Annotated in this window: 14 protein-coding genes; all 14 read right to left on the bottom strand. The window is 52.8% G+C overall.

Going from position 1 to position 12,741, the window contains the following annotated elements; all coding sequences use genetic code 11:
• Positions 1-69: 69 nt before the first annotated feature.
• A complete protein-coding gene (gene atpG, locus ACT3RQ_RS05450) occupies positions 70-957 on the bottom strand; it encodes a F0F1 ATP synthase subunit gamma (protein ID WP_444622529.1) in 888 nt (295 codons plus the stop codon).
• Positions 958-1,022: 65 nt separating this feature from the next.
• Positions 1,023-2,567 carry a F0F1 ATP synthase subunit alpha gene (atpA, locus tag ACT3RQ_RS05445; RefSeq protein ID WP_087107042.1) on the bottom strand — a complete coding sequence of 515 codons (1,545 nt, stop codon included), beginning with the start codon at positions 2,565-2,567 and terminating at the stop codon, positions 1,023-1,025.
• A 16-nt stretch (positions 2,568-2,583) separates the two neighbouring features.
• The gene (locus ACT3RQ_RS05440; protein WP_444622528.1) at positions 2,584-3,120 is read right to left on the bottom strand and encodes a F0F1 ATP synthase subunit delta; all 537 of its coding nucleotides are present in this window, start codon (positions 3,118-3,120) and stop codon (positions 2,584-2,586) included.
• Between the two features lie 11 nt (positions 3,121-3,131).
• The gene (locus tag ACT3RQ_RS05435; RefSeq protein WP_444622527.1) at positions 3,132-3,602 is read right to left on the bottom strand and encodes a F0F1 ATP synthase subunit B; all 471 of its coding nucleotides are present in this window, start codon (positions 3,600-3,602) and stop codon (positions 3,132-3,134) included.
• 76 nt (positions 3,603-3,678) lie between these two features.
• Positions 3,679-3,906 carry a F0F1 ATP synthase subunit C gene (gene atpE / locus ACT3RQ_RS05430; RefSeq protein WP_444622526.1) on the bottom strand — a complete coding sequence of 76 codons (228 nt, stop codon included), beginning with the start codon at positions 3,904-3,906 and terminating at the stop codon, positions 3,679-3,681.
• A gap of 82 nt (positions 3,907-3,988) precedes the next feature.
• Positions 3,989-4,816 carry a F0F1 ATP synthase subunit A gene (atpB, locus tag ACT3RQ_RS05425; protein ID WP_444622525.1) on the bottom strand — a complete coding sequence of 276 codons (828 nt, stop codon included), beginning with the start codon at positions 4,814-4,816 and terminating at the stop codon, positions 3,989-3,991.
• Positions 4,817-4,828: 12 nt separating this feature from the next.
• Positions 4,829-5,227, bottom strand: coding sequence for an ATP synthase subunit I (locus ACT3RQ_RS05420; protein ID WP_444622524.1), 399 nt, complete (start codon positions 5,225-5,227; stop codon positions 4,829-4,831).
• Between the two features lie 207 nt (positions 5,228-5,434).
• Entirely contained in the window at positions 5,435-6,364 is a 930-nt protein-coding gene (locus ACT3RQ_RS05415) for a ParB/RepB/Spo0J family partition protein (protein WP_444622523.1), read from the bottom strand.
• 27 nt (positions 6,365-6,391) lie between these two features.
• On the bottom strand, positions 6,392-7,159 hold the full coding sequence (locus ACT3RQ_RS05410) for a ParA family protein (RefSeq protein ID WP_172118725.1): 768 nt from the start codon (positions 7,157-7,159) through the stop codon (positions 6,392-6,394).
• On the bottom strand, positions 7,160-7,840 hold the full coding sequence (gene rsmG / locus ACT3RQ_RS05405; protein ID WP_172118726.1) for a 16S rRNA (guanine(527)-N(7))-methyltransferase RsmG: 681 nt from the start codon (positions 7,838-7,840) through the stop codon (positions 7,160-7,162).
• On the bottom strand, positions 7,837-9,741 hold the full coding sequence (gene mnmG / locus ACT3RQ_RS05400) for a tRNA uridine-5-carboxymethylaminomethyl(34) synthesis enzyme MnmG (RefSeq protein ID WP_444640218.1): 1,905 nt from the start codon (positions 9,739-9,741) through the stop codon (positions 7,837-7,839). Before mnmG ends, rsmG begins: the two co-directional genes overlap by 4 nt.
• 595 nt (positions 9,742-10,336) lie before the next feature.
• Positions 10,337-11,107 carry an amino acid ABC transporter ATP-binding protein gene (locus ACT3RQ_RS05395; RefSeq protein WP_172118728.1) on the bottom strand — a complete coding sequence of 257 codons (771 nt, stop codon included), beginning with the start codon at positions 11,105-11,107 and terminating at the stop codon, positions 10,337-10,339.
• Between the two features lie 14 nt (positions 11,108-11,121).
• A complete protein-coding gene (locus ACT3RQ_RS05390) occupies positions 11,122-11,790 on the bottom strand; it encodes an amino acid ABC transporter permease (RefSeq protein ID WP_172118729.1) in 669 nt (222 codons plus the stop codon).
• 103 nt (positions 11,791-11,893) lie between these two features.
• Positions 11,894-12,661, bottom strand: a complete 768-nt coding sequence (locus tag ACT3RQ_RS05385) for a transporter substrate-binding domain-containing protein (protein ID WP_172118730.1) — start codon at positions 12,659-12,661, stop codon at positions 11,894-11,896.
• Between the last annotated feature and the right edge of the window lie 80 nt (positions 12,662-12,741).

The raw sequence follows: 12,741 nt of genomic DNA, 5'->3' as shown, positions 1-12,741 counted from the left end.
GTTCCTCTCAAAAACCTGCAAATGAAACCTGTCTGCCGGGAGCCGCTTTATTGGGCAGCTCCCTAGGCGTTATACGGCTGAAGCGCCGCCGACGATCTCAGAAATTTCCTGGGTGATGGCAGCCTGACGGGCCTTGTTGTAAACCATCTCCAGATCGTCGATCAGGTTGCCCGCGTTATCAGTGGCACTCTTCATAGCGATCATTCGGGCGGCCTGTTCGCACGCACCGTTTTCGACTACCGCCTGATACACCTGCGATTCGATGAATCGAACCAACAGGCTGTCTAGCAACGCCTTGGCATCCGGTTCATACAGGTAGTCCCAGCTTCCGGGACGGGCGTTTTCTTCGTCATGTTTAGCGTCTGCGCCCATATCAGGCGACAGCGGAAGAAGCTGACGTACAACCGGGCGTTGCGTCATGGTATTAACAAATTCGTTATACACCACGTACAAGCGGTCAAGACGTCCTTCATCGTACGCTTCGAGCATGACCTTGATACTACCGATCAGACCCTCGACCGTAGGTGCTTCACCTAATCCGCTCTTGGCCGCAATCAGGTTGCCGCCATAGTTACGGAAGAAAGCACTGCCTTTCGCGCCAAGGGCACAGAAGTCCAGCTCAGCGCCTTCCTGGCTCCAGACACGGGCATCTTTCACCACGGCCTTGAACAGGTTGACGTTTAAGCCGCCGCACAAACCGCGGTCGGTAGACACCACAATGTAGCCTACGCGATTCACCTCGTTACGCTCGATCATGTAATCGTGGCGATATTCGGGGTTAGCGTCAGCAATGTGGCCTACGACGTTGCGAATCTGCTTGGCATACGGCTGGCCAGCCTTCATCAGATCTTGTGCTTTACGCATTTTCGATGCAGCCACCATTTCCATGGCACTGGTGATCTTCTGCGTATTTTTGATGCTCCCGATCTGGGTGCGTATCTCTTTTGCAGCTGCCATAGCGATCTACCTTTCGTTCGTGACTCTCAGAAAGTAGGCAAGCCCGCCCACAGGCGGGCCGGACATTACCAGCTCTGAGTCGCCTTGAACTTCTCGAGACCCGACTTCAAGCCATCTTGAATCTCGCCGTTGTAGTCGCCGGTCTGGTTGATTTTGTCGAGCAGGTCGCCGTGCTCAGACTTCATGTAATCGTGCAGGGCACGTTCGAAGTCCAACACTTTATCGACGCTCACATCATCCATGTGACCTTCGTTAGCGGCGTAGAGAGACAGCGCCATTTCTGCAACCGACATCGGCGAATACTGTTTCTGCTTCATCAGTTCGGTGACGCGCTGACCGTGCTCAAGCTGTTTACGGGTCGCTTCGTCAAGGTCAGAAGCAAACTGCGAGAACGCAGCCAGTTCACGGTACTGAGCCAAGGCCAGACGAACACCACCACCTAACTTTTTGATGATCTTGGTCTGGGCAGCACCGCCCACGCGCGATACGGACAAACCTGCGTTAATCGACGGACGAATACCGGAGTTAAACAGGCTGGTTTCCAGGAATATCTGACCGTCGGTGATCGAGATCACGTTGGTCGGAACGAACGCAGAAACGTCGCCACCCTGGGTTTCGATGATCGGCAGCGCGGTCAAGGAACCGGTTTTGCCCTTCACTTCACCGTTGGTGAACTTCTCAACGTAGTCGACGTTGACACGTGCCGCACGCTCAAGCAGACGCGAGTGGAGATAGAACACGTCACCGGGATAGGCTTCACGGCCTGGCGGACGACGCAGCAGCAGGGATACTTGACGGTATGCCACTGCCTGCTTGGAAAGATCGTCATACACGATCATCGCGTCTTCGCCACGGTCACGGAAGTACTCACCCATGGTGCAACCGGAATACGCGGAGAGAAACTGCATCGGAGCCGGATCGGCAGCGCCCGCAGCAACGACGATGGTGTGTTCCATCGCGCCATGCTCTTCGAGCTTGCGCACAACGTTGGCAATGGTCGACTGTTTCTGACCAATGGCAACGTAGACACAGGTAACGCCTTTGCCTTTCTGGTTGATGATCGCATCAATGGCAATGGCAGTTTTACCGATCTGACGGTCGCCGATAATCAGCTCACGCTGGCCACGACCGATCGGCACCATGGCGTCGATGGATTTCAAGCCGGTTTGAATCGGCTCATCAACCGACTGACGGGTAATAACGCCAGGCGCTACTTTTTCTACCGCGTCGGTCATTTTAGCGTTGATATCGCCTTTGCCGTCGATGGGGTTACCCAACGCATCAACAACACGGCCAATCAGCTCAGGACCAACCGGTACTTCAAGAATACGACCGGTGCATTTCGCGGTCATGCCTTCTTCAAGCAGCAGGTAGTCGCCCAGGACAACAGCACCTACGGAGTCACGCTCCAGGTTAAGTACCATGCCAAAAACGCTGTTAGGAAATTCAATCATTTCACCAAACATGGCGTCTTCGAGGCCGTGAATTTTCACGATACCGTCGGAAACACCTACGATGGTGCCCTGATTACGAGCTTCAGATGCGACGTCAAGCTTCTCAATTCGCTGCTTGATGATGTCGCTGATCTCGGAAGGATTCAATTGCTGCATGCCATGTCCCTCAGACTCAAGCGGTTAGCGCTTCGGAAAGGCGGTTCAGTCGACCACGTACCGACCCGTCAATGACGGTATCGCCAGCACGCAGGATGACACCACCGATGAGCGACTTATCTACCTGAGTAGTAATGGAGATTTCGCGATTCAGACGTTTCTTGAGCGCGTTAGATAGCTTGGTCTTTTGTGCGGCTGTCAGTTTATACGCTGACGTTACCATTACCTCTACACGCTGCTCGTGTTCAGCGCGCAGGCGCTCAAACTGTTCAGCGATAAAAGGCAGAACCATTAAACGGTCCTGGTCAGCCACAGCCTCCAAAAAGCGAGACAGTGCATCACCCTGCGGTTCTGGAAGCATTTCAACCAGAAGGGCAACTTTCTTTGCATTCTCGATTTTGGGGCTACCCAGCAGACGTCGAGCGTCGCTATCGGTCACAACAGTGCCTAAAAAACCCAGCGCCTGTGACCAGCTATCAAGCACATCATTATCACGCGCGTGTTCAAACGCCGCCTTAGCGTAAGGACGAGCGACGGTAAGTAGTTCCGCCATAATTCACCTCCTTACAGTTCGGCAGCCAGCTTATCAAGCAGCTCACGATGCGCATTTTCATCGACAGAAGCTTCCAAAACACGCTCAGCGCCGATGATGGCCAGATGAGACACCTGGGCACGTAACTCTTCTTTCGCGCGATTTACTTCAAGTTCGATTTCAGAACGTGCGCCCGCTATGAGACGTTCACCTTCCGCGCGGGCCTGCTCGCGGGCTTCTTCGATCATCTGAGCAGAGCGCTTGTTGGCCTGCTCAATGATTTGAGAAGCTTGTTCCTTGCTCTCACGCAGCGTCTGTTCTGCCCGCTCTTGTGCTAGATCAAGATCACGGGTAGCACGGCTGGCTGCATCCAAGCCATCAGCAATTTTTTTCTGACGCTCGTTAAGCGCGTTGCTGATCGGAGGCCACACGTACTTTATGCAAAACCAGACAAAGATCGCGAAGGCGATCGTCTGCCCGATAAGCGTCATGTTGATATTCACAGGGATGTACCTCTGACAAGTTCGTGGCGACCGGAGTGAAACAAAACCGAGCGTTTGATCGCCCGGTTAAGCTGCATTAACCGGCAACAACGAAGATCAGGTACATCGCAATACCAACACCGATCATCGGCACAGCATCCAACAGACCTGCCATCAGGAAGGTTTTGGTTTGCAGCTGGTCGCCCAGTTCCGGCTGACGCGCGGTGGATTCAATCAGTTTGCCGCCCAAAATGGCAAAGCCGATGCCAGTACCCAAGGCGCCCATACCGATCATGATAGAGGCAGCAATGTAGATAAGTTCCATGGTAGTGCTCCTGGTTTTTCAAGGTTAAGGTTAAGGTTAAGGGTTGATGTTAAAGGTTTATTTCTTGCTATCAGTAAGCCGCTTAGTGATGTTCGTGTGCTGAACTCAGGTACACGATCGTCAGTACGGTAAAAATGAACGCTTGCAGCGTAACAATCAGAATATGGAAAATCGCCCACGGTACATCCAGCACCCAGATTGCCCAGAATGGTAGCATCGCGATGAGGATAAAAATAACTTCACCCGCAAACATGTTTCCAAACAGACGCATCGCCAGGCTAAACGGCTTAACCAGCAACGCAACGATTTCCAGTAACAGGTTAAAAGGAATCAGCGCCCAATGATTAAACGGTGTCAGTGAAAGCTCTTTAGCGAAGCCACCGATACCTTTTACTTTGATGCTGTAATAAAGAATCAGACCGAAAACACCCAATGCCAAACCCAGCGTAGCGTTTACATCGGTTGTCGGTACAATTTTCATGTAATCCACACCGAGCTTGCTAAACAGCACGGGAAAGTAGTCGACCGGAATAATTTTTAGCGTGTTCATGAATAAAATCCACACGAACAGCGTCAACGCCAGTGGAGCAATCAACGGGTTATGCCCTTTGAATGCGCCTCGAACCATGCTTTCTATAAACTCGAACACCATCTCAACGGCATTTTGCAGGCCGCCTGGCACACCGGTTGTAGCCATTTTTCCAGCTTTGCGAAACAGCCAGATGAACAGTACCCCCATAGCGATTGACCAACCCATGGTATCCAAATGGATCGCCCAGAAGCCCATTTCGCTCGCTTCTTGAGCGGAATGCGCCAGCGACCAACCATTCACCGGGTGATGCCCAAAGGTCAGGTTCTGCAAGTGGTGCTGGATATAATAAGTCGTCGAGACTTCGTTTCCTGCGGCCATAGAGATATCACCTCAATAAAGTGTGCGATGTCTGCGCATAAACAACGGCGTTAGCCCATGCATCAGAACAATCACCACATAAGCACTAAAAAAGAAAGCGGGGTTTGAGGGGGGCACTACTACGAACACTGCGCTAAACAGTGCCACCGTCAAACCAAACTTGCCTGCTTCGGCACGAAACAAATGAACAGCGCTACGCGATGTTCGCTTACTGTGCAATATACCCATTCGCTGTATAAAAAAAGCATGGGGTAGCAAGGCCACCAGCGCACCTGTTACCACGGAGGAAACGCCCGGCATGCGCGCTACAGGGTAGACCATCAACATACCGACTGCCGTCACGATTAGCTGTGCGGTAAAAAGCCGGATGACATACGCCTTCCTGCGCTGGGTTTCAACACGTTCTACCATTGCCCAGCACCCTGCCATCGAATGGTTGCTTAGGCTGTTGATAAGCAACCTGCACAAATCTTGCGCGATTATAGGGAAGCGCTATCACACCTTCAACCAAAGTTGCTCGTATTTAACGTGTTTAGGAGACAACTTGCGACCAAAGGGTGAAAATTAGCTACTTTTTAACGTTTTCTTAATAAGCCTGCTATTTAATTAATAAGCAGCCTATTTAATATGCGCCAGTATTCCGTCGAGTTCATCAAGGCTTGTATAGCGGATGGTCACTTTGCCTTTCCCTCGATTACCATGGTCAATTGAGACGGGGGCGCCAAGCAGTTCGCCTAACTGCGTCTCCAGACGCGAGACATCCGCCGTTTTATTTGGCCGGCTTGGCGTTTTTTCAACGCTTTGGCTGGCCTGTACCTTTTTGACCAACGCTTCGGTGGACCGCACGGTGAGATCGTTATTCACCACTTCATGAGCCACTTGGCGCTGCTGAACGCTGTTAAGTGATAGCAACGCACGCGCATGGCCCATATCCAGGTCTCCTCGCTCTAGCAGCGTTTGGACTTCAGGATCCAGTGCCAGCAAGCGCAGTAAGTTGGCGACCTGAGTGCGGGATTTACCGACCGCGTCAGCAATCTGCTGCTGGGTTAATTCAAACTCATCACCCAGCCGTTTAAGCGCCATCGCTTCTTCGATGGCATTGAGGTTTTCACGCTGAATATTTTCAATCAGCGCCAGTGCCAAGGCAACTTCGTCACTTACCTCACGAATAACCGCGGGGATAACGTCAAGCTCGGCCAGCTGCGCTGCACGCCAGCGCCGCTCACCAGCAATAATTTCATAGCGATCTTCGCCAATAGGGCGTACCACAATAGGCTGCATTACGCCCTGGGTACGAATAGAATCGGCAAGTTCTTCAAGCGCTTCTGGCTGAATATCACGCCGCGGCTGATACTTGCCACGGGTTAACTGACCAAGCGGAAGGCGCTCCAAACGCTCAGAAGCCGCATCCGAGGCCACCATCACGGATGACGCCTCATCATGAGCTTCCAATGGAGAGCTACCAGTAAGTTCCAGGCTGTCACGGCGACGAGCGCCCGCACCAATTAGGGCATCCAGGCCACGTCCTAGCGCGCGTTTACGCGTCATTCGCTTTCCCTCGTACTAATCAATACGTTATAGCGATAACCGACGAATCATCTCTTTTGCCAGTACGCGGTACGCCTGGCTGCCGCGTGAGAAGCGGGCATATTGCGTCACGGGTATTCCGTGGCTTGGCGCTTCAGCCACTTTGACGTTGCGCGGGATCGTCGTCTTGATCAGCGCATCGCCAAAGAAGTCTCGCAGCTGCTTGTCCACTTCCCGCGTTAGGCTGGTGCGCTTGTCGTACATGGTGCGCAGAATACCCGCAATCGCCAAATCAGGATTAACGCTTTGCTTAATCTGTTCAACAGTATCCAACAGCGCCGACAGTCCTTCCAGCGCGTAAAACTCGCACTGCAGCGGAATAAGCACGCTATCCGCTGCCGTCAGCGCATTAACGGTCAGCATATTGAGCGACGGTGGGCAGTCAATCAGCACCACATCGTACTTCTCAGCAACCGAGCCAAGCGCCGTGGTCAGGCAGCTTTCGCGCTTATCAAGATCCAGCAATTCGACTTCCGCAGCGGTCAAGTCACCGTTACCGGGGAGAACATCATAGTTGACCGGCAGGTCGCGCACGATGGTATCGGCGGCGGTGGCATCGCCGAGCAGTACATCCAGGACGCTTTTATCGAGTTCGTGTTTATCAATACCACTGCCCATGCTGGCGTGCCCTTGAGGATCAAGGTCCACCAGCAGCACTCGACGATCAAGAGCAGCAAGGCTAGCCGCCAGGTTAACGGCTGAGGTGGTCTTGCCCACGCCGCCTTTTTGATTGGTCAGGGCAATGATCTGGCTCACTTACTCAACTCCTTCCTGGGGTTCAGAATCAACGTTCAGAATCAATAGCTGTCGCTTGGCCGTATCGAAGGGCACGTTTAGCAGGTGACGTGTTTGCAGTCGAATACCGCTGGGCAGTTCACGCAACTCATCGTCAGCGCCAGGACCTTTCATGGCCAACCACTGTCCGTTCGCCGTGGGTAGTTCACGCGTTAGGGTGACAAAGTCCACCAGGCTTGCGAACGCGCGTGAAATTACCTGATCAAACGGCTGGTCACTAAACGTCTCCACCCGCGCCTGGCTTGCAGTCACGTTTTTTAGCCCAAGCTCCATGATAGCCTGGCGCTGAAAACGGACTTTTTTACCATTACTATCCAAAAGCGTAACGGACAGCGCCGGATCAAGGATGGCCAGCACGATACCCGGCAGACCTGGCCCCGCACCCACATCCAGCAATCTAGGGCCATGCACATAAGGCGCGACAGCCGCACTATCCAGTATGTGACGTGCCACCATATCATCAATATCGCGAACTGCCGTGAGGTTATAAGCCTTGTTCCACTTGTGCAATAGGGCGACAAACCCAAGCAACTGTTCACGCTGGCTTACCGTTACCGTTAAACCGAGCTGCGCTAATCCATTATCCAGTCGTGCAGCGACACTCACAGGCAAGCTACTCACCAATACAGTTAAACCGCTCATCCGTTAGCCACCTCGGGCGAGGCGATCAGACGACGCTTTTTAAGATGCACCAGCAAAATAGACACTGCGGCCGGTGTTACGCCTGAAATACGCGCCGCTTGGGCCAGTGTTTCAGGCCGTACGTTGGTCAGCTTCTGGCGAATCTCATTGGAGAGCCCTTCCACCCGCTGGTAATCCAGGTCGGCGGGAAGTGGCATCGCTTCATGGCGCTTAAGCTTATCAATTTCATACTGTTGACGTTCGATATAGCCTTCGTACTTCGACTGAATCTGTACCTGTTCGGCAACGGCTTCATCATTGATAACGCCGCTTTCCAGCCCCGGCAGTTCAGTAAGGTCCGCATAATTTAGCTCCGGGCGCTTGAGCAGATCGCTCAACCGATACTCGCGGGAGAGCGGTTTGCCGGTTTTTTCAGCAATTTTTGCCGCAGCCGGGCTGCTTGGCTGAATCCAAACACTGGCTAAACGCGCGGTCTCCAGCGCAATGGCTTCGCGCTTTTTACTAAATGCTTCCCAGCGCTGGTCATTCACCAAGCATAACTCACGGCCTTTTTCAGTCAGTCGCAAGTCGGCGTTATCTTCACGCAGCAATAACCGGTATTCCGCCCTGGAGGTAAACATACGGTAAGGCTCTTTGGTGCCCATCGTGATCAGGTCGTCCACCAGCACGCCAAGATAGGCCTCATCACGACGTGGGTACCAGGCATCCTGCTGCATGGCACGCCGCGCGGCGTTGAGCCCGGCCAGCAGGCCTTGCGCCCCGGCTTCCTCGTAACCTGTTGTGCCATTGATCTGCCCGGCAAAAAACAAGTTGTGGATAAATTTGGTTTCCAGTGAGTGTTTTAAATCCCGCGGATCGAAGAAATCATACTCAATGGCATAGCCTGGCCGCGTGATATGCGCGTTCTCCAGCCCTTTAATCGAGCGCACTACCTGCAGTTGCACATCAAAGGGCAGCGAGGTAGAGATACCGTTGGGATACAGTTCGTGAGTATCCAGGCCTTCAGGTTCAATAAAGACCTGATGGCTCGATTTATCGGCAAAGCGATGAACCTTGTCTTCAATTGATGGGCAGTACCGCGGACCCACGCCTTCGATCACGCCGGAGTACATCGGTGAGCGATCAAGATTCGCCAGAATCAGCTCATGCGTGCGCTCATTGGTGTGCGCAATATGACAGCTGACTTGCTGAGGGTGCATATCCCGCGAACCAAGGTAGGACATGACCGGTGTTGGCGTATCGCCAGGCTGTTCTTCAAGCTGTGAGAAATCCACGCTTTTAGCATCAATGCGCGGTGGCGTGCCGGTTTTGAGCCGGTCAACCCGAAATGGCAGGGCACGCAGACGCTCAGCCAAGGCATTCGAGGGTGGATCACCTGCTCGACCGCCGCGACTTTGATCCAGGCCGATGTGAATCACACCACCTAAAAACGTACCCGTCGACAGCACAACGGACTCGGCATAAAAACGAATACCAGTCTCCGTTACAACGCCACGAACCGTCTCGTTATCCACAATCAGATCACCAGCTGCCTGCTGGAAAATCGTTAAATTTGGCTGGTTTTCCAACATGCCGCGGATCGCTGCTTTGTAGCGAACGCGGTCTGCTTGAGCACGTGTGGCACGTACTGCCGGCCCTTTTCGAGCGTTTAACACCCGGAACTGAATGCCGCCTAAATCCGTGGCAAGCCCCATCGCCCCGCCTAGCGCATCGATCTCTTTCACCAGATGGCTTTTGCCAATGCCGCCAATAGCGGGGTTGCACGACATCTGACCCAAGGTCTCGATGTTATGCGTGAGCAGTAGGGTCTGACAGCCCATACGAGCAGAGGCCAGTGCGGCTTCAGTTCCCGCATGGCCACCGCCGATGACAATCACGTCAAAGCGGTCGGGGTAATTCAAGAGACACCTCGTCTTGCGCCAATTGGCACGAATGATGTGGCCGTTTCGTCAGTTTCAGACGTGTCGGCGTAGTTAAACAAGCCCGCCAGTATAAACCTCCTGTGGGTAACCGTCAGGTTTTTCCACACCTCGTCTGCTCAGTTACTCTCTATTAATAACAATATATAAATAAAATAAGAGAAGTTCTGTTAATGCTGTAATTATTAGTGTGGACAGTTTCTGTGTATAACTCTATTAAGTTTATAAAATTCAAATGCTTAAAATGTTGACCTTTACGTGGTTAAGCAGCGTATTAGCTGCGTAGAAACGGTGTAGGCCCTGTGGATGGAACCGCTACTTACCCACAGCGCCATAAAAACACGGCTTATCCACCTACTCATACCGACGTTGTTACCGCAGCTGTGAACACATCTAAAAAGCATTGCATGTCCACCTTAAAGGCGCTCCTCATGGGCGCTGTGGCATGTTGTAGCGTTTTAAAATAAAAAAACTATCCACAGGGAAAAAAAATGGCCTGTCGCAAGGACAGGCCATAAAAAATGCGTTAAAGCGGGTATTTTTTGCCGGTATTCGTGCTTAAGGTGAGTGCTAAAGATTAGTGTTTAAGCACCCGGGCAAGAAACGATTGAGTGCGTTCATGCTGAGGCGAATCGAAGAGCTGTTGTGGCGCTCCTTGCTCAGCAATAACCCCTTTATGGATAAAAATCACGCGATCGGCTACTTCACGGGCAAAGCCCATTTCATGCGTGACAATCACCATGGTCATGCCCTCTTTCGCCAGCTCACGCATGGCGTCCAGCACTTCACCAATCATTTCGGGATCAAGCGCTGAGGTAGGCTCATCAAACAGCATAAGCCGAGGCTCCATGGCCAAGGCACGGGCGAGGGCAACACGCTGCTGTTGACCACCTGAGAGCTGACTGGGGTACTTATCGGCCTGGTCGGCAATTCCGACCCTATCCAGCAGGCGTTTTGCGGTTGCCACTGCATCGTCGCGGTTCCAGCCACGCACCTTCATGGGTGCCAGGGTGATGTTATCGATCACGCTAAGGTGGGGAAATAGATTGAACTGCTGAAACACCATACCGACTTCCGTACGGATGGTTTGTAGTGCCTTGCTGCTCTTGCCGTTAGGCGTTAGCGTATTGCCATCTACTTCCAGCATGCCCGACTGAAACTCTTCCAGCCCATTGATGCAGCGAATCAGCGTGGATTTACCTGACCCGCTTGCGCCAATAATGACGACGACTTCACCGGGGATAATTTCAAGGTCGATCTCATTGAGTACGTGCAGGTTGCCAAAATGTTTATTCAGCTTTTGCATACGCACAATGGAGGGCGTTGTGGGTGACACGGTATCGGTCATTGTACGTTTCCTTATCAGCCTGCGATGCCTCTACGCTCCAGCAGGCGCAGAAGAATAGAGAGGGTCCAGGTAATCGCTAAATACATCACCGCAACCATAAAGTAGACCTCCAGGGCGGTGAAGGTTGTCGCGATATAGATTTGCCCCTGGCGTACCAGCTCGCTGACCCCAATGACTGAAAATAGTGAGGTATCTTTAATGCTGATAATGGCCTGATTGCCAAGCGGAGGAATCATACGACGCAGCGCCTGGGGCCAAATCACATAGCGAAAGGCCTGAGCGCGCGAAAGCCCTAACGAGAGGGATGCTTCACGCTGGCCGCGCTCAATGGACTGCACACCGCCTCGCACGATTTCAGAAATATACGCACCCGAGTTAACCGCAATAGCGGCAATGCCTGCGACCAGCGCATTGATAGGACTGCCCAGTAGCTGGGGCAGGCCGTAGAAAATAAACAATACCTGCACGAGGATAGGCGTACCACGAAACACTTCTATGTAGCAAAGGGCCACCCAGCGTAGCCAGCGGATCGGACTAATGCGCAACAGGCCAAAGAAAATACCAATAAAAAAGCCGATCGCCAGACCGCCAAATGAAATCAGCAGCGTCCAGGGAATACCCGGTAGCAGGTAAGGGATCGACGCAAACGCGGCTGCCCAGTCGAAATGAAAGTCGAAATCCACGTCTTATCTCCAAAAAAACACGCGACGTATAACGTCACAGGGCCGGGAGGGTAGCCGCCCGGCCCTGTGATAAATTAGCTGTTAACTCTATAGCGCCGCTGGGTTACTCGCTGGTGGCTTCACCGAACCATTTTTTGTAGATTTCGTCGTAAGTGCCGTCTTCACGCATGGCGGCCAGGGCTTCATTGGTGGGTTCTACCCATTCGCTGCCCTTATGGAACACGATGCCATACTGCTGACCTTCATAAAGCGGCCCCACCACTTTGGTACGTCCTTCGCCACGGGTTTGGGAGAAGTAAGCAACGTTAGGAGCGTCATACAGCACGGCGTCTACGTTGCGGCCCAGCAGAGCCATGTACATGTCGGCGGTGCCTGGATAGGGCGTGATGTCAGCGCCTTCCCCCAGCTCTTGCTGGAGGAAGTCGTAGCTTGTCGAGCCGATCTTGGTACCGATGGTCAAGCCCTGGAGGTCTTCCAATGAAGAGATGTCTTCGTTGTTGGCACGAACGATAATCTGTAGACCGGAATCGTAGTAGGGGTCAGAGAAGTCAACGACCTGCGCACGCTCTTCGGTGATGGTCGTGCCTGCGATGGCAATTTCCTGACTGCCGGTTTGCACGGCGGGAATAATGCCCGAAAATTCCATGGTGGTGAGATTGACCTCAAAACCGGCACGCTCGGCAACGGCATTGATAATATCCATATCGAAACCGATCATCTCGCCGGTTTCTGAATCCATCATTTCAAAAGGAACAAAGCTTGGGTCGGTTGCGACATTAACAGAAGGCGTTTGGGCCATGGCGACAGAGGCGCCGCTTAAACCCAGAGCGATGGAGGAAGCGATAGCAGTTGTCGTTAGTATGGTTTTCATTGGTTTCCCCATGTTTTATAGCGCTGAAGCGGTGAAAAGAAGAGACGACGTTCTCTTCACACCGCGTTAGAGCAATTGTT

The organism is Halomonas sp. AOP43-D1-4 (assembly GCF_052446175.1).
Lineage (GTDB): Bacteria > Pseudomonadota > Gammaproteobacteria > Pseudomonadales > Halomonadaceae > Vreelandella > Vreelandella citrativorans.
This window is presented reverse-complemented; position numbering and strand designations above follow the sequence as displayed.